Origin of the sequence: Oceanisphaera sp. W20_SRM_FM3, from assembly GCF_052119705.1 — a bacterium.
In the GTDB taxonomy this organism is placed as follows: Bacteria; Pseudomonadota; Gammaproteobacteria; order Enterobacterales; family Aeromonadaceae; genus Oceanimonas.
Window position 1 is genome coordinate 97,565 of sequence record NZ_JBGQOP010000007.1, and the last position, 22,997, is coordinate 120,561.

General features: G+C 48.4%; 19 protein-coding genes and 1 pseudogene. 17 read left to right on the forward strand and 3 right to left on the reverse strand.

All coding sequences use genetic code 11. The annotated features are described in order from the left end of the window. Positions 1–54 precede the first annotated feature (54 nt). The 3 genes and pseudogenes from ACEN2G_RS05985 (at position 55) to pgi (ending at position 4,220) form a co-directional block, all read left to right on the forward strand. Positions 55–434 (forward strand): annotated as a pseudogene (locus tag ACEN2G_RS05985) (four helix bundle protein). A gap of 70 nt (positions 435–504) precedes the next feature. Continuing rightward, positions 505–2,430, forward strand: coding sequence for a polysaccharide biosynthesis protein (locus ACEN2G_RS05990; protein ID WP_442020565.1), 1,926 nt, complete (start codon positions 505–507; stop codon positions 2,428–2,430). Positions 2,431–2,564: 134 nt separating this feature from the next. Beyond that, entirely contained in the window at positions 2,565–4,220 is a 1,656-nt protein-coding gene (gene pgi, locus ACEN2G_RS05995) for a glucose-6-phosphate isomerase (protein WP_442020566.1), read from the forward strand. Between the two features lie 140 nt (positions 4,221–4,360). On the opposite strand, the gene ACEN2G_RS06000 is transcribed toward pgi, so the two are convergent. From ACEN2G_RS06000 to map, 3 genes are all read right to left on the reverse strand, one after another. Next, a complete protein-coding gene (locus tag ACEN2G_RS06000) occupies positions 4,361–5,611 on the reverse strand; it encodes an O-antigen ligase family protein (protein WP_442020567.1) in 1,251 nt (416 codons plus the stop codon). Continuing rightward, entirely contained in the window at positions 5,611–6,357 is a 747-nt protein-coding gene (locus ACEN2G_RS06005) for a glycosyltransferase family 25 protein (protein ID WP_442020568.1), read from the reverse strand. Before ACEN2G_RS06005 ends, ACEN2G_RS06000 begins: the two co-directional genes overlap by 1 nt. Before the next feature lie 127 nt (positions 6,358–6,484). After that, a complete protein-coding gene (gene map / locus ACEN2G_RS06010) occupies positions 6,485–7,285 on the reverse strand; it encodes a type I methionyl aminopeptidase (RefSeq protein WP_442020569.1) in 801 nt (266 codons plus the stop codon). A gap of 640 nt (positions 7,286–7,925) precedes the next feature. On the opposite strand from map, the gene rpsB reads away from it, so the two are divergent. The 14 genes from rpsB to lpxB all read left to right on the forward strand — a co-directional run bounded on the left by rpsB (position 7,926) and on the right by lpxB (position 22,996). After that, a complete protein-coding gene (rpsB, locus tag ACEN2G_RS06015) occupies positions 7,926–8,654 on the forward strand; it encodes a 30S ribosomal protein S2 (protein ID WP_442020570.1) in 729 nt (242 codons plus the stop codon). 124 nt (positions 8,655–8,778) lie between these two features. Then, the gene (tsf, locus tag ACEN2G_RS06020) at positions 8,779–9,660 is read left to right on the forward strand and encodes a translation elongation factor Ts (protein ID WP_442020571.1); all 882 of its coding nucleotides are present in this window, start codon (positions 8,779–8,781) and stop codon (positions 9,658–9,660) included. A gap of 84 nt (positions 9,661–9,744) precedes the next feature. Further along, a complete protein-coding gene (gene pyrH / locus ACEN2G_RS06025; RefSeq protein WP_442020572.1) occupies positions 9,745–10,476 on the forward strand; it encodes a UMP kinase in 732 nt (243 codons plus the stop codon). Positions 10,477–10,639: 163 nt separating this feature from the next. Next, complete coding sequence (frr, locus tag ACEN2G_RS06030; protein ID WP_442020573.1) at positions 10,640–11,197, forward strand: ribosome recycling factor; 558 nt, start codon at positions 10,640–10,642, stop codon at positions 11,195–11,197. A 74-nt stretch (positions 11,198–11,271) separates the two neighbouring features. Continuing rightward, positions 11,272–12,039 carry a polyprenyl diphosphate synthase gene (gene uppS / locus ACEN2G_RS06035; protein ID WP_442020574.1) on the forward strand — a complete coding sequence of 256 codons (768 nt, stop codon included), beginning with the start codon at positions 11,272–11,274 and terminating at the stop codon, positions 12,037–12,039. A gap of 337 nt (positions 12,040–12,376) precedes the next feature. Continuing rightward, positions 12,377–13,252, forward strand: coding sequence for a phosphatidate cytidylyltransferase (locus tag ACEN2G_RS06040; RefSeq protein ID WP_442020575.1), 876 nt, complete (start codon positions 12,377–12,379; stop codon positions 13,250–13,252). Then, positions 13,252–14,442, forward strand: a complete 1,191-nt coding sequence (gene ispC, locus ACEN2G_RS06045) for a 1-deoxy-D-xylulose-5-phosphate reductoisomerase (protein ID WP_442020576.1) — start codon at positions 13,252–13,254, stop codon at positions 14,440–14,442. The genes ACEN2G_RS06040 and ispC overlap by 1 nt, the downstream gene beginning before the upstream one ends. After that, positions 14,442–15,791, forward strand: coding sequence for a sigma E protease regulator RseP (gene rseP / locus ACEN2G_RS06050; RefSeq protein ID WP_442020577.1), 1,350 nt, complete (start codon positions 14,442–14,444; stop codon positions 15,789–15,791). The genes ispC and rseP overlap by 1 nt, the downstream gene beginning before the upstream one ends. A 456-nt stretch (positions 15,792–16,247) precedes the next feature. Further along, positions 16,248–18,662, forward strand: coding sequence for an outer membrane protein assembly factor BamA (gene bamA, locus ACEN2G_RS06055; RefSeq protein WP_442020578.1), 2,415 nt, complete (start codon positions 16,248–16,250; stop codon positions 18,660–18,662). Positions 18,663–18,959: 297 nt separating this feature from the next. Further along, on the forward strand, positions 18,960–19,454 hold the full coding sequence (locus tag ACEN2G_RS06060) for an OmpH family outer membrane protein (protein WP_442020597.1): 495 nt from the start codon (positions 18,960–18,962) through the stop codon (positions 19,452–19,454). A 12-nt stretch (positions 19,455–19,466) separates the two neighbouring features. After that, positions 19,467–20,489 (forward strand): UDP-3-O-(3-hydroxymyristoyl)glucosamine N-acyltransferase, encoded by a 1,023-nt coding sequence (gene lpxD / locus ACEN2G_RS06065; protein ID WP_442020579.1) that lies wholly within the window; start codon positions 19,467–19,469, stop codon positions 20,487–20,489. 35 nt (positions 20,490–20,524) lie between these two features. Continuing rightward, positions 20,525–20,986: a 3-hydroxyacyl-ACP dehydratase FabZ gene (fabZ, locus tag ACEN2G_RS06070; RefSeq protein WP_442020598.1), complete on the forward strand. Its 462-nt coding sequence runs from the start codon at positions 20,525–20,527 to the stop codon at positions 20,984–20,986. A gap of 2 nt (positions 20,987–20,988) precedes the next feature. After that, positions 20,989–21,780, forward strand: coding sequence for an acyl-ACP--UDP-N-acetylglucosamine O-acyltransferase (gene lpxA / locus ACEN2G_RS06075; RefSeq protein ID WP_442020580.1), 792 nt, complete (start codon positions 20,989–20,991; stop codon positions 21,778–21,780). Next, positions 21,773–22,996, forward strand: coding sequence for a lipid-A-disaccharide synthase (lpxB, locus tag ACEN2G_RS06080; RefSeq protein ID WP_442020581.1), 1,224 nt, complete (start codon positions 21,773–21,775; stop codon positions 22,994–22,996). Before lpxA ends, lpxB begins: the two co-directional genes overlap by 8 nt. Position 22,997 lies beyond the last annotated feature (1 nt).

The window sequence follows — 22,997 nt, forward strand, 5'->3', positions numbered from 1 at the left end:
TGTTGAGTGAAATGAAAAATATTCCACAGCATTTATCATCAGAGGGGAGTGGTAGTGGCGCAAGGTAATAATGTACTTAACAAATCATTCGAGTTTTCTATAGGAATAGTTAAACTGTATCAGCATTTGTCAAAAGAGCACCGAGAGTATGTGCTTTCTAAGCAGCTGTTGCGCTCTGGTACCTCTATTGGCGCGAATATCAATGAGGCTCAAGCCGGTCAGTCTAAAGCTGACTTTGTGGCAAAATGAGTATCGCCAGTAAAGAAGCGAGAGAAACAAAATACTGGTTAGAGCTGCTCTGTGCGACCGACTACTTAGATAAAACGCAACCGCATGTTTTAAGCTTACTTGAGCAAAGCGAAGAGCTAATAAAGATACTCACCATCCTAGTAAAAAATACCCAGCAAAATTTAAAAAAGAACGCCAAGAAATGAATCCACTCAACACTAAAAACTCAATACTTAACACTGTCGATTCACTCAATACTAACGAGGTTCGAGTTATATGATCGACGCCATTAGCTGGCTTTTTAAACAGCCCCGCTCGGTTAAGCGCCTTATTAGTGTGGCGCTGGATGTGCTTTTTATAACGCTAGCCTTTTGGGGGGCGTTAGTACTGCGCTTAGATACCTCTTCAATTCTCTACTCTACATCTCATTGGCTGCTGTTATTGGCGGTATTGCCGGCTACTTTAATTTATTTTATCCGCTTTGGCTTATATCGCGCTGTGCTGCGTTATATGGGTTATCACGCCACTGTGGTTATGGTGGGCGGGGTGGCAGTATCGGCTATTGCTATGGTGCTAGCGGCTTATTATTTTGAGGTGCGGATTCCTCGTACCGTGCCGGTGATTTATGGGGCTATAGCTTTGTTGCTGTGTGGCGGGGCGCGCACTTTAGCGCGCGCGCTCTATAATCAAAGCACTAAAAAATATAAAGCACCGGTGATCATTTATGGTGCAGGCGCGTCTGGCCGCCAATTAAATACCTCTTTGTTGCATGGCAGTGAGTATCGTGCAGTTGCTTTTGTCGATGATAACCCGTTGCTGCAAAAAGCACTGTTGCAAGGCTTGATGGTGCACAGCGCTGAGGATTTGCCGCAATTAATAAAGCGGTATGACGCTAAAATATTGCTGTTAGCTATCCCCAGCTGCAGCCGCCAAGAGCGGCGAGACATAGTAGATAAGCTGGCGGTGCTGCCCATAGATATTTTAACCATTCCGGGCATGGCAGATTTAGTGAGTGGCAAGGCTAAAGTCAGTGAACTGCAAGAAGTGACCATAGAAGACTTACTGGGCCGTGATCCGGTGGCGCCTTTTGCTGAGCTTATTAGCGCCAATATTAAAGATAAAGTGGTGATGGTGACCGGCGCCGGCGGTTCTATTGGCTCCGAGCTGTGTCGGCAAATCGTGCAGCAGCAGCCGATTAGCTTAGTGCTATTTGAAACCTCTGAATTTGCTTTGTATCAGATCGATCAAGAGCTTACTAATTTATGCCAGGCCGAGGGCTATCAGGTGCGCATAGTGCCGATTATGGCCTCGGTGCAGCGGCAAAATCGGCTAGAGGCGGTGATGAGTGCCTTTGGCGTGCACACTGTGTATCACGCGGCGGCGTGTAAGCATGTGCCTTTAGTGGAATACAACGTAGTGGAAGGGGTGCGTAATAATGTGTTTGGCACCTGGCGCGCAGCTGAGGCTGCCATTAATTGTGGTGTAGAAACATTTGTGCTTATTTCTACCGACAAAGCGGTGCGGCCCACTAATGTTATGGGCACTAGTAAACGCTTGGCTGAATTAGTGCTGCAAGGCTTGGCCTTGCGACAAAGTGAGACGCGCTTTTGCATGGTACGCTTTGGCAACGTGTTGGGTTCATCTGGTTCTGTGGTACCCTTATTTAAGAAACAAATACGCGCCGGTGGCCCTATTACGCTTACCCATGAAGAGATCACGCGTTATTTTATGACCATTCCCGAAGCGGCGCAGTTAGTGATTCAAGCCGGTGCTATGGGCAAAGGCGGCGATGTGTTTGTGTTAGATATGGGTGAGCCGGTGCGCATTATTGATTTAGCGCGCAAGATGATCCGACTAATGGGCTATGAAGAAAAAACCATAAACAACCCAGATGGCGAAATTGAAATTAACGTTACCGGTTTACGCCCAGGCGAAAAATTGTATGAAGAGTTGCTAATAGGGGGAAACGAGGCGGAAACTCAACACCCGCGCATTCGTACTGCTAACGAAGTGCACTTACCGTGGGATGAAATGCTCAGTTTGTTAGATGAGCTAGATACTGCTTGTGAGGTATATGACCAAACAAAAATCCGGGAACTACTACTGAGTGCGCCGGCTGCGTTTAGCCCGCAAAGTGGCATATGTGACTTGGTTTGGAACGAAGGCCAAAAGAAGCGCCCAGCACTAAGTGTAGAAAATTAGCGCGGCTTAGTTTTTTATGTGCTTAAATTCTGGTGGGGATTTACTGTGTATTTCGCGCTGTTTTTTAAGCTTTTAAATCATTCTTGGAGCGGGGTGCTGGGCGCTATTTCTTTAGATAAAAAAGAGTATTGCGGATGAATTTGTTAGATCAACCGGCGTTTGTAGCGTTGCAGAGGATGAAGGCGCAGGAATTAGCCTTGAGTCTGAGTCAACGCTTTGCGCTCGAGCCACGGCGTTTTACTGAATTTTGCTTGCCGTTTGGTGAGCATATGCAAGTGGACTTTTCCCGTCAGCTGTGGTCGAGTGATGTTAAAGCGCAGCTATGTAAGTTGGCGCGAGATATGGACTTAAACTCGCCTATTCAAGCACTATTCGGCGATAACTTGTTAAACCATACCGAAGAACGGGCGGTATTGCATACCGTATTACGAACACCAGCAGACATAACGGTTCTGCTAAAAGGTACCAATGTGGTGCCTTTTGTACATCATGAACTGGCACGTATTAAGGTGTTTTGCCAACAGGTGCACAGTGGTGAATGGCGGGGTTTTAACGGACAGACGATTACCGATGTGGTTAATATTGGCATTGGTGGCTCAGATTTGGGCCCTGCCATGGTCACTGAAGCTTTGGCCTGTTATCAAGACAAAGGCATTCGTGCGCATTTCGTGTCTAACATGGATGGTGCTCAGCTAGCTCAGGTATTACAACAAGTGGATGCGGCGCGCACCTTGTTTATTGTGTCTTCTAAAAGCTTTACCACAGATGAGACCATGACCAATGCGCGCGCGGCGCGTGAGTGGTTTTTGGCTGCTTGCGGTAATGCTGTGGATGTTAAAAAGCACTTTGTGGCTGTATCTACTAATACCAAAGCTGTTCAAGCGTTTGGTATTAGTAGCGATCATATGTTTGAGTTTTGGGATTGGGTGGGTGGGCGTTTTTCGCTGTGGTCAGCCATTGGTTTGCCGATAGCGCTCACGCTGGGCTTTGAGAGTTTTGAAGAGCTGTTGGCCGGTGCTCATGCGATGGATCTGCATTTTCAGGATACGCCTTTTGAGAAAAATGTGCCGGTATTAATGGCGCTGCTCAGTATTTGGAATATCAATGTATTGGGGTTGCGTAGTGAGGGGGTGTTCCCGTATTGCCAAGCCTTAAAGCGTTTTCCGGCATATTTGCAGCAGCTAAACATGGAATCAAATGGTAAACGTGTTAACAACCAAGGCGAGAAGATTAGCCATAATACGGGGCCAATCGTGTGGGGCGAAGTGGGCACTAATGGCCAGCATGCGTTTTTTCAGTTATTGCACCAAGGTAGCCAAGTAGTACCCGCGGACTTTATTGGTTTTGCTTGTTCTAGTTATAATTATCCGGAGCACCAGCGTAAGTTGCTTGGTAACATGCTGGCTCAAGCGGAAGCCATGGCTTTTGGAAAAAACTATAACCAAGTGGCGAAAGAGCTAACCTGTGAGGGTTTAAGTACCGAGGAAGTAGCTAAGCTTGCGCCTTATAAGGTGATGCCGGGCAATAGGCCTAGTACGACAGTTTTGTGTGATGAGTTAACGCCTTATAACTTAGGTGCATTGATTGCTATGTATGAACACAAAACTTTCGTGCAGGGAATAATATGGGACATTAATAGCTTCGATCAATGGGGCGTTGAGTTAGGTAAAAAGCTGGCGGCAAGATTGATAGATGATCTAGCTGATAAAGCAGAGACGACGGATCATGATAGTGCAACCAACGGCTTGGTCGCACAGATTAAAAAATGGAATCTAGCGTTTAAAGACTAAAAATTTTTTGCCACGGAATACGCGAAGGCACGAGAGAATACAGGAAATACCAAGATAAAATATTTTGTATTGGTAAGGTCTTGTAATCAACCCTTTGAGTTTGTTGCTTTTCGTCCGTGTATTCAGTGGCAAAGTAGGGTTTAACTTTCGGCTTCTAGCTTATCACTCTCGGCTTTTAGTAGTATTAGACCCATTACCATGCTGTAGAGATAAATAATGTGGGTGTGGTGGAATGGTACATCGGTTAGGCCGGAGATAAGTACTATGATGGCACAACCTAGAGTCCAATTTCTTAAGTTGTAATGCTGCTGTTTGTGCAGCAACCAAGTCGGTAGCAGCATCCAAGCTAGCAGTATGAATAAACCAAGCGAGCCGGTGCGTACTAAGGTATCAATATATTGATTGTGAAAGTGTGCATCGGCTAATGGTGCGGCTGTTCGAGAAATAAGACCTGCGATTTTGTCTTGCTCTATTTTTTGTAGGTAACCAGGAGTACCGGTACCGAGTAGTGGCGATTGTTTAATATAGCTCCAACCGCGTTGCCATAGCTGTAAGCGAATGCCGATCGAGGTATCCATATTCCCGCTGGCCATGTTGGCAAATTCAGTGCTGGTTTGTTGGTAACGGGTAGTGAGTTTTTCACCCGCAACAAAAGCACCGGCCCCAATGAATAAACAGCAAGCTAGGGTAGTAGTGAATATTTTTTTTGCTCCCATTTTTCGAGCTAAAGGCCAAGCTAATAGAAAGAAGGTAAGCAATACGGCCAACCAAACCCCGCGAGTACCACTGAATATGATCGCCCCTATAGCGCCTATAGCACCTAAACTATAAAGGCCGTTAATCCATTTTTTTGCATTCATCGTGAATAAGAAATACACATAGCTTATGAGTAATATTGCAGCAAAAGTAGCGTAAGGAATGGGGTTGAGGGCTAGAAAACCTGCGCGTCCTAAATTAAGAACCATTACTTCGTAAATAGATTCTACCCCTATCACTATGCCCGCCAGTGCCATGACTAACGAGAGTTGATGTAATGTTATTTTATGCCAAGGCAGCAGTGTTAGATAAAGCTGTACTATTAATAGGGTGCGAGCAAAGCTGAAATCTTCACCGCCTAACAGGTGGTTTAAAGTTAGTAATACGAAGATTATAAGATTGGCTATGCTAAATGCTTTAAAGGCTTGATTGTTTAAATTTGTGCGCCATTCTCCTTTAAAACGGATTAAGCAATAGACGGCAACAAGCGGGATCAGCCTGCTGAGAGCTGATTTGCCGCCGGGAACGCTAAATACACCCACCATTAGCCATATAAAGGGGCTTAACAAAAATAACTGCTCAATGTAAATGCCCATTTTATATCTTAAGTTACTACAGGCCATTGTCTGTGACATTAGTTAACCTTAAGAGATTTTTTAAATTTTCTATTATGTAAAAAATGCCTTAGTTGGCAATAAGCGGTGTAAAGTTCACGACTAGGCTTGCGGTGGAGGGGTGTTTTATAACCGTCTTGTATCTGAATTGTTGTTTCAAACTCAGCTACGTCTTCTATGAGGTTTGGGGTGAGGTAATATGACTCAACACCATGAATAAAGCTTTTTCCAATATAGTTATCAACCGGTATGCTCCAGCGCTGAGAGCCATTTAATAACTTTTGAGCCGCCCATGGGGCGATAGCGTAACAACGCGCTCCCCAAAAGTTACTATTAATATGCTCAATGCAATAATCTTGCTGTTGTTCCATAGTGATGGTGTCACTATTTCCTATTGGTTCTAAACGTATAAAACCATACTGTTGAATTTTTTTCTCTACTAAGGCTAAAGCTTCGGCTGCATTAGCGGAAATTCCCGCATCATCTTCTACTACTATTACTGGCTGGTTTAGGTCCACGCATTTTTGCCACAAAGAATAGTGGCTGCCATAGCAGCCCATTTCGCCTTTGCTGGGCATTTTACCGCTAGTGAGCCATAAGCGCTTTTTGTAGTTATAACGCTTAAATAGGGGATTACTTTGATCGTTACCGTCTATGGCATCAAAAAATGAGAAGTTGATACCTTGTTTATTAAGCTGTGCAGCGATGTAATCCCTGCGCTCTGGGCTTCTTTTAAGGCTTATAACAAAAACGGCTGTAGACGGCATTAGAGATACTCAGTAACCAAAAATTGCGCATGAGCTTAGCAAAAAAAGTAAGGCGCTAGAAGCAGAGCATGAAAAAGTAAGGCAATCAGCCTGCAGAACTAGTTCTGTATGCTGATTGCCTTTAGTTTTAAGCGCAGTTTTCTGGGGTAATAAATCGCGGCAGGGTATCGTCTTTGCGCAGCGTTAAAATTTCGCAGCCGTCTTCAGTAACCAGCAGGGTGTGCTCGTATTGTGCAGACAAGCTACGATCTTTGGTGAGTACGGTCCAACCGTCGGCCATCATCTTGCTGTGGCGTTTACCGGCGTTGATCATGGGCTCTATGGTAAAGCACATGCCGGCGGCTAACACTTCACCGGTACCTGGAATGCCGTAGTGGACCACTTGTGGCTCTTCGTGAAAGTCAGCACCAATACCGTGGCCGCAATATTCACGTACTACCGAATAGTTATGATCTTCAGCATGCTTTTGAATAGCCGCACCTATGTCGCCTAACTGCATGCCAGGGCGTACCATCTTGATGCCAATTTCTAAGCATTCTAATGTTACGCGGCATAGGCGTTCGGCCAAAATGCTGGGCTTACCGACGAAGAACATTTTTGATGAATCACCGTGGTAGCCATCCTTGATCACGGTGATGTCGATATTGATGATGTCGCCGTCTTTGAGCTTTTTGTCAGCCGGAATACCATGGCAAATCACGTGGTTAACTGAAGTACAAATAGACTTTGGAAAGCCATGATAGTTAAGTGGCGCCGGAATCGCGCCTTGCACATTAACGATATAATCGTGACAAATAGTGTTGAGCTCTTCGGTAGTGACACCAATTTGAATATGGGGCTCGATCATTTCCAGTACTTCGGCGGCCAAGCGACCAGCGACGCGCATTTTTTCCATTTCTTCCGGGGTTTTGATGACTATGCTGCTCATGAAATTTGCTTCTCTGTTGAGTTGGCGCCCGGTGAGTGTTGCGTTGGAATAGCGCGGGGCGTCGAATGAATCGAAGTGATAACGGGCACTATTTATGGACAAGAAGGCTGCTATCAGGCCGAAAATTGTAACGCTATAACGGGAAGTGGTAAAGGGTGAGTGAAAGCGCCCAGCGTTCAGCGCCTAGCACTAAGCTCCACAATAGAGCTAAAGATAAGAGGTTTTTTGCCGCGAAACCCACGAAAGCCGCGAAAAATAGGGAACAGATCTAAAAGGGATTTTTATTGTAAGGGTAAACCAATATTTAGTTGTCGGTCTTACCAATAATACATTTGGTGTCACCTTGATCTTTTAGCGGACTTAGCGGGTTTCGTTGCGAGAAGGTTTTTATCACTCGTGGCTAAGTATCTCTGGCGTTCTGGGCTGGTTTTGTGTTATAAAACGCGCCGCAGTGCTAGGTTTTTAACTTTGGGTTGGTTGTTGTTTTACTTACAGCTTCTAGCTTAAGGCTTATCGCTATCACTTCGACCATTCACCCTTTTAATACACACACACATCGGCACATGCTCTAGGGTGCTCTTCGGAGTTGGAGACATGGGATGTGTGGAGGCCTAACCCAATACACTTATTTGAGGAAATCATGGCACAAGTATCTATGCGCGACATGCTGAAAGCCGGCGTTCACTTTGGTCACCAGACTCGTTACTGGAACCCAAAAATGAAGCCGTTTATCTTTGGCGCCAGCAACCGAGTTCACATCATCAACTTAGAAAAAACAGTTCCTATGTTTAACGATGCGATGAACTACATCAGCAGCGTTGCTTCTAAGAAAGGTAAAATTCTGTTTGTTGGTACTAAGCGCGCAGCCTCAGAAGCCGTTAAAGAAGCCGCAATCAGCTGCGATCAGTTCTATGTGAACCATCGCTGGTTGGGTGGCATGCTGACTAACTGGAAAACTGTTCGTCAGTCAATCAGCCGCTTGAAAGAGCTGGAAGTTCAGTCTGCAGACGGTACCTTCGACAAGCTGACCAAGAAAGAAGCGCTGATGCGTTCTCGTGAAATGGAAAAGCTGGAGAAGTCTCTGGGTGGTATCAAGAACATGGGCGGTCTGCCAGACGTACTGTTCGTAGTTGACGCTGACCACGAGCACATCGCTATCAAAGAAGCCAACAACTTGGGCATTCCTGTGGTATCGATCGTGGACACCAACTCTAACCCAGACAACATAGATTACATCATTCCAGGTAACGATGACGCCATCCGTGCCGTTCAGTTATACCTGAATGCTGCAGCTAGCGCCGTTACTGCTGCTCGTGCACAAGATGCTGCCGTGCAACAAGCGGAAGACAACTACGTCGTAGAAGAGTAATAAAGCAAAAGCTTAGGCTTCTGCCGTTATTAACCATACGAAAGTAATGTGTTAACAGGGGCCTAGTGCCCCTGTTTTCTTATGTAAAAAGTTTTCTTGTGTATCAAGATTGAGGATGTTTAAGATGACTACTGTTACCGCGGCCATGGTAAAAGAACTGCGTGAGCGCACTGGCGCCGGCATGATGGATTGTAAAAAGGCGTTGACCGACGCACAAGGCGACATTGAGCTTGCCATTGAAGAAATGCGTAAATCTGGTCAAGCAAAAGCTGCTAAGAAAGCTGGCCGTATTGCTGCTGAAGGCGTGATCTTAATGCGTCAAGCAGGCAACACTGCTGTGATGATTGAGCTGAACAGTGAAACTGACTTTGTAGCAAAAGACGCTAGCTTCTGCGCCTTTGGTGACAAAGTTATCGAAATCGCTTTGGCTAACAAAATCAATGACCTGGACGCTTTGAAAGCGGCCGAGTACGAAAACGGCGAAAGCATCGAAACGGCATTGACTAACCTGATCGCCAAGATCGGTGAAAACATGAGCCTGCGTCGTATCGAGTTGGTAGAAGGTGACAACCTGACTACTTACCTGCACGGCACCCGGATTGGCGTTATCGTCAATCTGAAAGGCGGTGACGAAGAAGTGGCAAAAGACGTAGCTATGCATGTAGCGGCTTCTAGCCCACAGTTCGTTAAGCCAGAAGACGTGTCTGCTGAAGTTGTAGCCAAAGAGCGCGAAATTCAGGTAGACATCGCTATCAACTCTGGCAAAACTAAAGAAATCGCCGAGAAGATGGTTGAAGGCCGCATGAAGAAGTTCACCGGTGAGATCTCTCTGACTGGTCAGCAATTCGTGAAAGATCCTTCTATTACCGTCGCCGACCTGCTGAAGCAGAAAAATGCCGATGCCATTAGTTTCGTTCGCTATGAAGTGGGTGAAGGTATTGAGCGCGCAGAAGAAGACTTCGCTGCAGAAGTTCAAGCACAAATTGCCGCTTCTACCAAAGCGTAATTGTTGCTGATTTAATGCTAGGGTCTTTGACCTTAAATAGACCGCGACCTGTGTCGCGGTTTTTCTATGACTAGGAATAGAAGCATGAGTACCAATCCTAAACCTGCATACAGACGCATTCTTCTTAAACTAAGCGGCGAAGCGCTGCAAGGTGAAGAGGGCTTTGGTATTGATCCCGGCGTCTTAGAACGCATGGCGCAAGAAATCAAAGAATTGGTTGAGCTGGGCGTGCAAGTGGGCGTGGTCATCGGCGGCGGTAACCTGTTTCGTGGTGCAGGCTTGGCCCAAGCGGGCATGAACCGCGTGGTGGGCGACCACATGGGTATGTTGGCGACCGTGATGAACGGCTTGGCGATGCGCGATGCCCTGCACCGTGCTTATGTGAATGCCCGTCTAATGTCAGCCATTACGCTGGAAGGCGTATGCGACCCGTACAATTGGGCTGACGCCATTAGTTTGTTGCGCAAAGGACGAGTGGTGATATTTTCTGCCGGCACCGGCAATCCCTTTTTTACCACAGACACCGCAGCCTGCTTACGTGGCATTGAAATTGAAGCGGACGTGGTCTTAAAAGCCACTAAGGTCGACGGCGTGTATAGCGAAGATCCGATGAAGAATCCGGATGCCGAGCTCTACAATCACTTAGGCTATGACGATGTGCTAGCCAAAGAGTTGCAAGTCATGGACTTAGCCGCCTTTACTTTGGCCCGTGACCACGATATGCCCATTCGTATCTTTAACATGAATAAGCCAGGTGCCCTGCGTCGTGCCGTGATGGGCGAAACCGAAGGCACTTTGATCAGCCGTAAGCTTTAATCACTCGCTGGAAGCTTGCAGCCGAGCGCTGGAAGAAAAACATACACATTTTAGTTCTGGAAGTATAAAAATAAGCGGACAGTAAAGGTAGAAGTAGCAAACTGACTTTTTGAGCTTCTGGCTTCAAGCTTATAGCTTCCAGCTTTTTTGAGGAAATAACACCGTGATTAACGAGATTGTAAAAGACGCCAAAGAGCGCATGGAAAAAAGTCTGGAATCTTTGAAAACCCAGATGAACAAAGTACGTACCGGTCGTGCGCACCCTAGCTTGTTAGACACTATTTATGTGGACTACTACGGTGCTGCCACTCCGCTTAAGCAGGTGGGTAATATTACCACCGAAGACTCGCGCACCTTGGCCGTTACTGTGTTTGATAGTTCTATGCTTAAAGCCGTAGAAAAAGCCATTATGAGCTCTGATTTGGGCCTGAACCCATCAAGCACAGGCACCATGATCCGTATTCCGCTGCCTTCGTTAACCGAAGAGCGTCGTAAAGATTTGATCAAGGTTGTGCGTAACGAAGCAGAGCAAGGCCGAGTAGCTATTCGTAATATTCGTCGTGATGCCAATGGTGATTTTAAGTCATTGTTAAAAGACAAAGAAATTTCTGAAGACGATGATCGTCGCGCACACGATGAAGTACAGAAAATTACCGATACTTACATCAAGCTGGTGGACGAAGCACTGACCGCCAAAGAGAAAGAGTTAATGGAAATCTAATCCATACATCGGGTATAGTGACCAACGCCGCGCAGCTGCCTGCTCGGCGTTTTTTTTTGCGCAGGAGCGATTTAATGCCAACGACTGAATCAATGGCAGCCTTGGAACAGCTAACCCCGTTGCCACGCCATGTGGCTATTATCATGGATGGCAACGGGCGTTGGGCACAAGAACGCGGCAAGCTGCGGGTCAGCGGTCATAAAGCCGGCGTGAAGTCGGTGCGGGCAGCCGTGAGTTTTGCTTACCAACTTAAATTAGATGCGCTGACCTTATTTGCGTTTTCCAGTGAAAACTGGCGTCGACCCGCAGACGAAGTGAGCGCCTTAATGGGCTTATTTATGGCGGTGCTGGGCTCTGAGGTGAAAAAACTGCATCGTAATAACATTCGTTTGCAGATCATCGGCGAGCGCAGCGGTTTTAGTCAGCTCTTGCAGCGCAAAATTGCCAATGCCGAGGCGTTGACCGCCAATAACACTGGGCTAACGCTCAATATTGCCGCCAATTACGGCGGCCGTTGGGACATAGTGCAAGCCTGTCGCTACATGGCAGAGCAGGTAGCCTGCGGCGAGCGAACGGTGGCTGACATTACGGAAGCGTCGTTAAACGAGCTGATGAGCATGAGTAATTTAAGCCCAGTGGATTTATTGATCCGCACCGGTGGTGAGCAGCGTATTAGCAACTTTTTACTCTGGCAGCTTGCCTATGCAGAGCTGTATTTCACCGATGTGTTATGGCCAGACTTTAATGACACCGCCTTTAGTGAGGCGATTGCCGCCTTTGTTGGCCGCGAGCGCCGCTTTGGCTGCACCGGTGAACAGATCCGCGCCTTACTGGTGAAGTAAAAAGCACCGAGCGCCCGGCACCAAGCATCGAGCTAAACAAGCGCTAAAAATTTTGACAACAAAACCCGCTAAACCTGCAGAATAATCGAGATGGAATAAGAGCGAAAAAGGATCTTATTGGTAAGGTTTAAACCGTTAAATAGTTACTTTTTAGATATGCTCTTGATAGTTTCGGTGGGTTAGTGGATTTCGTTGCAATAGCGCTTTATGAGTAAGAGCTAAAGAAGGTTTGGTTTTTGATCTAAACGAACGGGGTGTGGCGTCAGGAATGGGGAGTTTAGCTTTACCCTTCACTCCTCACACTTCACCCTCTCCTTGTATTAATAGAGGTTCTGCTTTGTTAAAACTACGAATCATCACCGCACTGTGCTTAGTGCCTTTGGTACTGGCAGCCTTGTTCTTGTTGCCGTTTAACTATTTCGCCATGTTTGTCGGTGTCATCTTCTTGTTGGCGTCCATTGAGTGGGGCCACTTTATCGATAAAGATCGCGCTCTTATCACTATGTTTGCCATGGGCATAGTGCTCTATGGCTTAATGGGCTTGTTGCCGTTGCAAGGTCTATGGACCGAAAACACCAGCTTTGACACCTTAGCCGCCGGTATGGAGCCACGGTTAAGCTATTTGTATATAGTTGCCGGCGTATGGTGGTTAGTGGCACTTGCTCTTGTGCTGACTTTTCCGCGCAGTGCAACAAAGTGGCGGGGCAATGCCGCTATACAGTCTACTTTTGCCTTTTTAACCTTAGTGCCATTTTTTTGGGCAGTAATGACACTGCGCAGCTTTGAGTATCAATCTAACCCACACTTTGGTGCTTGGTTGTTACTGTTTGTGATGGGGCTGGTCTGGGCTGCCGATACCGGTGCCTACTTCGTGGGACGGGCATGGGGCAAACGTAAGCTGTGCCCGAATGTCAGCCCAGGTAAAACGGTAGAAGGCATGTTGGGTGGCGTGGCCTCAGCCGCGGTGTTGGCGGTCATAGTTACCTTGAGTCTGGATTTGTCGAGCCAGCAGACTGTGATTGTTTTAGTCGCCTCAATCGTTTCGGTATTAGCCTCTGTGCTGGGTGATTTAACTGAGAGCATGTTTAAGCGCGAAGCGGGCTTAAAAGACTCCGGTAATATCTTGCCCGGTCACGGCGGTATCATGGACCGTATCGACAGCTTAACTGCGGCACTCCCCGTATTCGTGCTCGTTGTGTGGCTGTTGAGTTAATGGAATCTCTGGCGATACTGGGAGCCACTGGCTCCATAGGGCAAAGTACTCTTGCTGTGGTGCGCCAGCATCCAGCGCGTTTTTCGTTGTTCGCCTTAAGTGCCAACAGCAATGTCACGCGCATGCTTGCCGACTGCGTGGAGTTTGCGCCGCGCTATGCGGTCATGGTAGATGAAGATGCGGCTAAGCAGTTACGCCAACAATTGGCGCAATTAAACTGCGCCACACAGGTACTGAGCGGCAGTGCTGCGTTGTGCGAAGTAGCCCGCGAGCCAGAAGTGAGCACTGTAATGGCTGCCATTGTGGGAGCTGCCGGTTTGCTCTCCACGCTGGCCGCGGTTAAAGCCGGTAAGCGGGTGTTGCTGGCGAATAAAGAAGCGCTGGTCATGAGCGGTGAGCTGTTTATCGATGCCGTGCATCAATACGGTGCTCAGTTATTACCGATTGATAGTGAGCACAATGCCATCTTTCAGTGTTTGCCTAGCACCTTGCAGCAAAACCCCGGCCGCGGCAGTTTGAGTGACGCGGGCGTCAGTAAAATTTTATTGACCGGCTCCGGTGGCCCGTTTCGTTATACGCCGATTGATGACTTGTACGGCGTGTCGCCGGCACAAGCCATAGCGCATCCTAACTGGTCTATGGGGCCGAAAATCTCCGTCGATTCAGCCACCATGATGAACAAAGGGTTGGAATACATAGAGGCGCGCTGGTTATTTAATGCGGCTCCCCATCAGCTGCAAGTCTTAGTGCATCCGCAGTCGGTTATTCATTCCATGGTTCAGTACTCAGATGGTTCTGTATTGGCGCAGCTTGGCCAGCCAGATATGATGACGCCGATTGCCCACGCTCTGGCGTATCCGGCGCGCATTGCCTCGGGCGTGGCGCCCTTAGATTTTTGTGCTTTAGGTGAACTCAGTTTTATGGCGCCAGACATGGCCCGATATCCCTGTTTGCAGCTGGCGATAGACGCCTGTGCTAGCGGCCAAGGCGCGACCACGGCACTGAATGCGGCCAATGAAATAGCGGTGGCGGCCTTTTTAGCTGGACAGTTAAATTTTATGGCTATCGCCGAAGTGAACGAGGCGGTGATGCAAACGTTGGGCGCAAGCTCAGTCGGTAATATTGATGACATTATTGCACTGGACAATCAGGCAAGAAGTTGTGCGACAGCACACATAAGGAAGTATTAATGGGCGGTTTTTTCTGGAATTTGGGTGCCTTTATTGTCGCCTTGGGTGTATTAGTCGCGGTGCATGAATTTGGCCATTTTTGGGTGGCCAGACGCAACGGCGTGAAAGTTGAGCGTTTCTCGATTGGTTTCGGTAAGGCCATTTGGCGGCGTACCGCGAAAGATGGCACCGAATATGTCATCGCCATGATCCCCCTCGGCGGTTACGTTAAAATGCTCGACAGCCGGGTGGAAGACGTGCCGGCCGAGCTGCAGGATCAAGCTTTTAATCACAAATCCGTGTGGGCGCGGATGGCGATTGTGGTGGCAGGCCCCATGGCGAATTTTGTGTTTGCCATTTTTGCCTGTTGGCTGATGTTTTTAATTGGTATTCCCTCGGTCAAGCCGGTATTAAATTCGGTGACGCCATCGTCGGTAGCGGCCCAAGGTGGGCTAAGCTCTGGCATGCAAATTATGGCCATAGATGGCAAAAATGTGCGGACCTGGGAAGAAGTTAATTTTGCGCTGCTGGCAAGGCTAGGGGATGATAAGACGGTTTTTACCGTGCAAGACGATGCAGGTCGTACCCGCGATGCGCAACTGGCTTTAACTGACTGGCAATTTGATCCTGAGCTTGAATCACCGATAACCGCATTAGGCTTGGTGCCAGAAGGGCCTAAGCTGACCTTGGATGTGGCCAACGTGGTCGAGAATGGCCCAGCGGCGGCGGCAGGGGTGCAAGTCGGTGATACCTTAGTGGCCCTTAATGGCGAAAGGTTGGCGGATTGGCAGCAGTTGGTAGTGGCGGTACAGGCCTCTCCTGAGACTGAGATGGAACTTGAGGTGCAACGTAACGGCCAGAGTCAGCAACTTAAGCTAATACCCGCACGTCAAGAACACGCAGATAGAGTTATAGGCTTTGCCGGCTTGGCGCCACAGGTGTTGCCGGTCGCTGATGAATACCGCTTTGATCTGCGCTATGGCCCTCTGGCCGCCATCGGTGAGGGCATAGGCCGTACCTGGGATTTAACCGTGCTCACCTTTCAAATGCTCGGTAAGTTGCTCACGGGTGTGGTGTCGGTGGATAACCTCAGCGGGCCCATCTCTATTGCCAAGGGCGCCGGTGCCACCGCCGACTATGGACTGGTGTACTTTTTAGGCTTTATGGCCTTGGTGAGTGTGAATTTGGGCATCATTAACTTGATGCCCTTGCCGGTATTAGACGGCGGCCACTTGCTGTTTTATTTCATTGAAGCTGTGACGGGACGTCCTGTGCCAGAGAAAGTGCAGGAAATCGGCTTTAAAATTGGCGCCGCTTTATTATTTATGTTGATGGCGCTGGCGCTATTTAACGATTTTGCGCGGCTTTAAAAGAATGTGATTGGTGAGGCGTAAAGGGTGAAGCGGACGAGCTAACCCTAACCCTGAATATTTTTGCAACCAAACCCGCCAAAGCCACGAACAATAGAGATGAGAGTGAACAGGGATATGGTGATGGTAAGGGCCTATACAGTAGTGTTTTACTCGCTCTTATCCGAATCTGTTTAGTGCTATGTTGATTTTTAGTAGGTTTCGCTGGTTTCGTTGCAGTGAGGTTTTAACGTTTTAGGCTTTAGAGTTAAAGACGAAGGGCGGTGAGGTGTGAAACGTAAGGTGTTAGGTTTACCCCTTCATTCTTTACGCTTCGCTCTTCATTTGCTTCCCAAATTTAGTTTACGACATTACTTACAAGGATACAGTCAGACCATGTCAGTGAAAAAACAGGCAATGAACTCTCGGTCAGTAAGCACTTGTTCAATAGGCAAGAGAGCGGCTAAAAAAACGGTCATGAGCCAGACGCTGATCGCTACCTGCTTGCTCAGTGCCAGCTTAGTGGCCCAAGCGCAAAGCACAGATGCGCCCTTTGTGGTGCAAGATATCCAAGTAAACGGCTTACAGCGCGTAACCTTGGGTGCCACCTTACTCAGCTTACCGGTGCGCGTCGGTGAAGAGATGGACGCGGCTCGGATCTCTGAGGCTATTAAGAGCCTGTATGCTTCCGGCAACTTTGAAGACGTGCGCTTGTTGCGCGATAACGGCACGCTTGTGGTGCAAGTGACGGAACGGCCGACCATTGCCGGCATTACCTTCAGTGGTAATAAAGAAATTAAAGAAGATCAGCTGAATAAAAGCCTAGAAGGCGCTGGCGTGCGCGTGGGCGAGCCATTAGATCGCACCACCTTAAGCTCACTAGAAAAAGGCTTAGAAGACTTTTACTACGGCGTAGGTAAATACTCAGCCAAGGTCAAAGCCGTGCTCACACCGCTGCCACGCAACCGAGTCGATCTGAAATTTGAATTTGTGGAAGGCCCGGCCGCCGAAATTAAACAAATTAATATCGTGGGCAATAAAGCCTTCAGCGAGAAACAACTGCTAGGCCAACTTGAGCTGTCGGACACTGTGCCTTGGTGGAACGTGATGGGCGACAAGCGCTATCAAAAGCAAAAGCTGGCTGGGGATATTGAAACCCTGCGCTCTTACTATCGCGACCGCGGTTACTTAAAGGCCGAAGTCAGTTCTACCCAAGTGTCCATGTCGCCAGATAAAGAAGGCGTCTATATTACGCTTAACGTGAGCGAGGGCGATCGTTACACCGTATCGGGTGTGAGCCTGCGCGGTGATATGGTGGACCGCCAATCTGAGTTAGAAGCTTTAGTCCCGCTGCAAAAGGGTGACTTATACTCGGCAGCCGACGTGGCGCACATGGAAGAAGTGCTGTCTAAGTTTTTAGGCCGCTTTGGCTATGCTTATCCGAAAATTTCTACCTTCCCGCAAATTGATGAAGCCAGCAAGCAAGTTGAGCTGGTAGTGAATGTGGACCCGGGTAGCCGCGTCTATGTGCGCCGCATTAACTTTAGCGGCAACATCATCACTAAAGATGAAGTATTACGCCGTGAAATGCGCCAAATGGAAGGCGCCAGTCTGTCCAGTGAAGACATTGAACAGTCGCGTACTCGGTTAAATCGTTTAGGTTATTTTGAAAACGTGGAAGTGGACACCCGTCGCGTAGAGGGTGAGCCGGATTTGGTGGACTTAGACGTTAGCGTTAAAGAGCAACCCGCCGGCTCCATTAACTTTGGGGTGGGTTTTGGTACCGACTCCGGCTTTAGTATTCAGGCCGGTCTTCAACAAGAAAACTTCCTCGGTACCGGTAATCGCGTCGGCATTAACTCGCAGATGAACGACTATTCCAAAGATGTCTCGTTAGACTTTACCGACCCTTATTTTACCGTGGATGGCGTGAGCTTGGGCGGGCGTATTTACTACCGTCAGTTTGATGCTCGCGATGCCAATATTGCGGACTACGACAGCACCTTGTACGGTGTGCGTGCCTTAAGTGGTTTTCCGATTAATGAAGATAACAGCTTAAACTTCAGCGTCGGCTATGAGCACAATACCTTAGGCAAGCCCAGTGACAGTTATGACCAGTTGAATGATTTTTGGCTGTTGCATAATGAGCAGCAGGCGGGCAGTGACCTCAGCTTCGATACCTTTGACGTGACCACGGGTTGGACGCGTAACACCTTAAATAAAGGATTTTTCCCTACTTCAGGTAATCGCCAGAACTTATCGTTAAAGGTGACTGTGCCGGGTTCTGATCTGCAGTACTACAAGACCAGCTTCGATGATGCGCATTATTTCCCCCTCGACCGTGCTCATAACTGGGTGCTAGCCGGTAAGTTCCGTGCTTCATTCGGTGATGGCTACGGCGATGCCAATAACGGCGAACATGGCTTACCATTTTTTGAAAATTACTACGGCGGCGGCTTTAATACCTTGCGTGGCTTTAAGAGTAACTCGGTAGGCCCGCGTGCGGTTTATCGAAACGCTGACGGTAGTTATCGCGGCGATGATAGCACCATAGGCGGTAACGCTTTGCTGGCGGCAACGGTGGAGATGATAGTGCCGACTCCATTTGCCAATGAAGATTTACAGCGCTCCTTGCGTACCAGCGTGTTTATCGATGTAGGCACGGTTTGGGATACGAATTACGACGGTAAGTATGCGTCTAATTGTAGCGGTAGCGACTGTGACCTCATTTATGACTTTGGTGATCCTTCTGACTTCCGTGCGTCTGCGGGCGTGAGCATGCAGTGGTTATCACCTCTGGGGCCGCTGGTGTTCTCACTGGCAGCGCCGCTAAAAGAAGTAGAAGGCGATCGTACCGAAATCTTTAACTTCAACATCGGTAGAACCTTCTAAAGCGCGTGAAGCTAAGAGCTTGAAGAAAGAGATTAAAATTTTTCGTAACGAAATTCACGAAAGCCGCGAAAAATAGGGAACAGATCTAAAAAGAGATTTTTATGGGTAAGAGCAAACACAGTTGTTAGCTGTAGTTCTTACCCAAATATGTTCGGTGTCATGTTGATCCTGTAGTGGGTTTAGCGACTCTCGTAGCAAGGAGTCGTTGCAGATATGGATTTTGTATTTTTGTTGAAGCTTCAAGCTTATGGCTTCCAGCTTCTAGCTTGTTTTCATTAGGAGATTGCTTTGAAACAGATGATTAAAGTATTAGGTCTAGTGGCTGTGTTCTTTACTGCCGGTGCGGCTCAGGCGCAAGCCACTAAGCTGGCCGTGGTAGATACGGCTAAGGTATTTCAAACCATGCCCCAGCGCGATGCGGTTGCCAATAAGCTGAAAAATGAATTTGGTGGTCGTGTTAAAGAAATCCAAAAGATGGAAGCCGATGGCCGTACCTTTATTGAGAAGCAGCAAAAAGACATGGCGTTCATGAACGATCAGCAAAAGAAAGATGCGCAGAAAAAGCTGAACGACATGCAAGGCAGCTACATCGAAAAACGCAGCAAGTTGGAAGAAGACCAAGCACGCCGTGAACACGAAGAGCGCCAAGTTATGCTCAAGCGCATTCAAGGTGCCATCGAAGAGATCACCCGTGCTCAAGGTATAGACTTGGTAATTGAGCGTGGTGCCGTTATTCATGTTGCACCTAGCCTAGATATTACAGACCAAGTGATCAACCGAGTAAGCAAGTAAGAGCCTTAAGTTATGACAATCTCCTTACAAGAATTGGCCCAGCACTTAGGTGCTGAGCTAAACGGCGACCCTAATGTGATTATTTGTCGCGTCAATACGCTAGATAAAGCGGGCCCAAATGAAGTGGCCTTTTTGTCCGATAAAAATTACCGCCACTTATTATCGACCACCAAAGCGGGGGCTGTGATCGTCAAGGCGGCAGATCAAGCCTTGTGTTCAGTGCCGACCTTAGTGATGAGCAATCCTTACTTAGGCTTCGCACTGGCGGCCCAGCAGCTGGATACCACGCCACAGCCGGCGGTAGATATTCATCCTAAGGCCGTGGTGGCCGATGATGTCATCTTAGGTGAAGGCGTGGCCATAGGCGCCAATGCCGTGATTGAGTCTGGTGTTGAATTGGGCGATGGCGTGGTTGTAGGCCCTAGTTGCTTCATCGGCAAAGGGGCCAGACTTGGCGCGCGCACTCGTTTGTGGGCCAATGTCACTCTGTACCACAGAGTAGAGATAGGTGAAGATTGCCTAGTACAAGCCAATGCGGTGATCGGTGCCGATGGTTTTGGCTATGCCAACGATAAAGGCGAGTGGGTGAAAATTCCCCAGCTCGGCACCGTTATCATTGGTAATCGCGTGGAAATTGGTGCCTGCACGACGATAGACCGGGGTGCGCTAAGCAATACCATCATTTCTGACAATGTGATTATTGATAACCAGTGTCAGATTGCGCACAACGTAAAGATAGGCTACGGAACTGCGGTTGCGGGTGGTACCATAATGGCCGGTAGTCTCACCGTCGGTAAATATTGTATTATTGGCGGCGGTACCGTCATCAATGGTCATATCGAGATTTGTGATGGGGCGACCATTACCGGCATGGGAATGGTGATGCGATCTATCACTGAGCCTGGCATTTACTCCTCCGGCATTCCGCTGCAGCCTAATAAAGAGTGGCGTAAAACTGCGGCACGAGTGATGCGCATCGATGATTTACACAAGCGCTTAAAAGAGCTTGAAAAAAAATCAAACAATAAAAATTAAGCATAAATTGGTAGGGTTACATTTTGACTAACGAACTGAACACAGAAAAAAATCAGTTGGATATCCAGGATATCCTGGAACTCTTGCCACATCGCTACCCGTTTTTGATGGTCGATAAAGTAGACCATTATGAAATTAGCCCTGAGCGCAAAACCCTGAGAGGCATCAAGAACGTTTCTTTCAATGAGCCTATGTTTACCGGCCATTTTCCGGGTAAGCCGGTTTTCCCCGGTGTGCTGATTTTAGAAGCCATGGCGCAAGCTACCGGCATCTTGGCCTTTAAAATGGTGGGTAAGCCAAAGCCTGGCGAGCTGTATTATTTTGCTTCTATCGATAATGCGCGCTTTAAGCGGCCTGTGGTGCCAGGCGATCAGCTGGTGTTGGACGTGGTCTTTTTGAAAGAGCGCCGTGGTATTGCCAAATTTACGGGTGTAGCCAGCGTTGACGGCGAAATCGTCTGTACTGCGGAATTGATGTGTGCCAAACGCGGAGGTTAAGTGTGACTAAACCAAGTGCAGTAATTCATGAGACGGCGATCGTTCATCCTAGCGCCAAAATTGGCAAAGGCGTGGAAATTGGCCCTTGGACCTTAATTGGTGCCGATGTAGAAATTGGCGACGATTGCTGGATTGGCCCCCATGTGGTGATCAAAGGGCCAACCCGTATTGGTCAGCGCAACCGTATTTTCCAGTTTTGCTCTATCGGCGAAGACTGCCAAGATAAAAAATACTTAGGTGAGCTAACGCGGCTGGAAATTGGCGACGATAACGTGATCCGTGAGTCCTGCACTTTTCACCGTGGTACTAGTCAAGATGAAAGTTTAACCCGCGTCGGTAGCCGTAACCTATTTATGGTGAATGTGCATGTCGCTCACGATTGCCGCATTGGCGATGATTGTATCTTCGCTAATAACGCCACCCTTGCTGGCCACGTCCATATAGGCTCGCATGTGATCTTTGGTGGTCACGCCGCCATTCATCAGTTTGGTCGCGTGGGCAGCCATGCCTTTATTGCCGGTTGTGCCGCGCTCAATAAAGATGTGCCACCTTACGTGATGGCGGCCGGTCTTTATGCGAAGCCCTTTGGTGTGAACTCCGAAGGCTTGCGTCGTCGAGGTTTCTCGCCCGAGGCCATTTCTGCGATTAAAAAGGCCTATAAGATAATCTTCCGTAGCGGCAAAACTGTGGCTGAGGTGATCCCTGAATTGGAAGCTCTGAGTGCAGAGCAGCCAGAAGTGGGCCCCATGATTGAATTTTTACAAGTGAACGAGCGTGGTATTATTCGTGCCTGATTCCTTGGCCGCAAACACCTTAACCTGCGCTCAGTCGCGGCCACTGCGCATTGGCTTAGTGGCCGGAGAAGTGTCTGGCGACACGCTGGGCGCCGGGCTTATTCGTGAACTGCGCGCTCGTCATCCCGATGCCATTTTTGAGGGCATAGCCGGCCCGCAAATGGTGAGCGAGGGCTGCGTGGCCTTGTTTGAGATGGACGAGCTGTCGGTCATGGGCTTGGTGGAAGTGCTGGGTCGCCTACCGCGCATTTTAAAAATTCGCAAACAAATTGTCCGCCATTTTCTCGATAATCCGCCGGATGTGTTTGTGGGCATAGATGCGCCAGATTTTAATATTGACGTTGAGCTCAAATTGCGCGCGAGTGGCATTCCCACCTTGCACTACGTGAGCCCATCGGTGTGGGCGTGGCGCCAAAACCGCATCCATAAGATCAAGCGTGCCACCGATATGGTGCTGGCATTTTTGCCCTTCGAAAAAGCCTTTTACGACCGTTTCGATGCCCCTTGTCGCTTTATCGGCCATACCTTGGCAGACGTTATGCCGCTGGAGCCTAACACTTTAGGCGCGCGTGAGCGTTTAGGTCTTAAATCCGACGGCCACTATTTAGCACTGCTGCCGGGGAGTCGCTTTGCCGAAGTGAATTTACTGAGCCCTGTGTATTTGAGCGCCTGTAAAGTACTTAAGGCTCGCTATCCAGATCTGGAATTTGTGGTGCCTCTGGTTAACCCTAAACGACGCGCCGAATTTTTAGCCTTTAAGGAACAAGTGGCGCCTGAGCTCGATATTATTTTGATTGAAGGCCAAGGGCGCGACGTCATGACGGCGGCCAACATTATCTTGCTGGCTTCTGGCACGGCCACGCTTGAGGCTATGCTGGCGAAAAAGCCCATGGTAGTGGGTTACAAATTTAAGCCCTTCAGTTATTGGCTGGCGAATAAGTTTGTGCATACCGCCTATGCTTCTTTGCCGAACTTATTGGCAGGCAGCATGTTGGTGCCTGAGCTCATTCAAGCCGATTGCACTGTGGATAATATAGTGCGCGAAGTGAGCCAGTTACTTGACCAAGATAATCAGGCGTTATTGGCGAAGTTTAGTGAGCTGCATCAGCTGATCCGCTGTAATGCAGACCAGCAAGCGGCCCTCGCCGTGCTTGAGCTCGTAAACGCAAAGCTCGCCAACGCAAAACTGGCTGAGCAGGCTTGTGCTCAAAAATAAT

Excerpts from the sequence above, each read along its gene's own strand:
- pgi (WP_442020566.1), top strand. The coding sequence starts at position 2,565 with ATGAATTTGTTAGATCAACCGGCGTTTGTAGCGTTGCAGAGGATGAAG.
- ACEN2G_RS06005 (WP_442020568.1), bottom strand. The coding sequence starts at position 6,357 with ATGCCGTCTACAGCCGTTTTTGTTATAAGCCTTAAAAGAAGCCCAGAG.
- map (WP_442020569.1), bottom strand. The coding sequence starts at position 7,285 with ATGAGCAGCATAGTCATCAAAACCCCGGAAGAAATGGAAAAAATGCGC.
- ACEN2G_RS05990 (WP_442020565.1), top strand. The coding sequence starts at position 505 with ATGATCGACGCCATTAGCTGGCTTTTTAAACAGCCCCGCTCGGTTAAG.
- uppS (WP_442020574.1), top strand. The coding sequence starts at position 11,272 with ATGCCAACGACTGAATCAATGGCAGCCTTGGAACAGCTAACCCCGTTG.
- pyrH (WP_442020572.1), top strand. The coding sequence starts at position 9,745 with ATGAGTACCAATCCTAAACCTGCATACAGACGCATTCTTCTTAAACTA.
- ACEN2G_RS06060 (WP_442020597.1), top strand. The coding sequence starts at position 18,960 with ATGATTAAAGTATTAGGTCTAGTGGCTGTGTTCTTTACTGCCGGTGCG.
- ispC (WP_442020576.1), top strand. The coding sequence starts at position 13,252 with ATGGAATCTCTGGCGATACTGGGAGCCACTGGCTCCATAGGGCAAAGT.
- tsf (WP_442020571.1), top strand. The coding sequence starts at position 8,779 with ATGACTACTGTTACCGCGGCCATGGTAAAAGAACTGCGTGAGCGCACT.
- rseP (WP_442020577.1), top strand. The coding sequence starts at position 14,442 with ATGGGCGGTTTTTTCTGGAATTTGGGTGCCTTTATTGTCGCCTTGGGT.
- lpxD (WP_442020579.1), top strand. The coding sequence starts at position 19,467 with ATGACAATCTCCTTACAAGAATTGGCCCAGCACTTAGGTGCTGAGCTA.
- bamA (WP_442020578.1), top strand. The coding sequence starts at position 16,248 with ATGAGCCAGACGCTGATCGCTACCTGCTTGCTCAGTGCCAGCTTAGTG.
- ACEN2G_RS06000 (WP_442020567.1), bottom strand. The coding sequence starts at position 5,611 with ATGTCACAGACAATGGCCTGTAGTAACTTAAGATATAAAATGGGCATT.
- rpsB (WP_442020570.1), top strand. The coding sequence starts at position 7,926 with ATGGCACAAGTATCTATGCGCGACATGCTGAAAGCCGGCGTTCACTTT.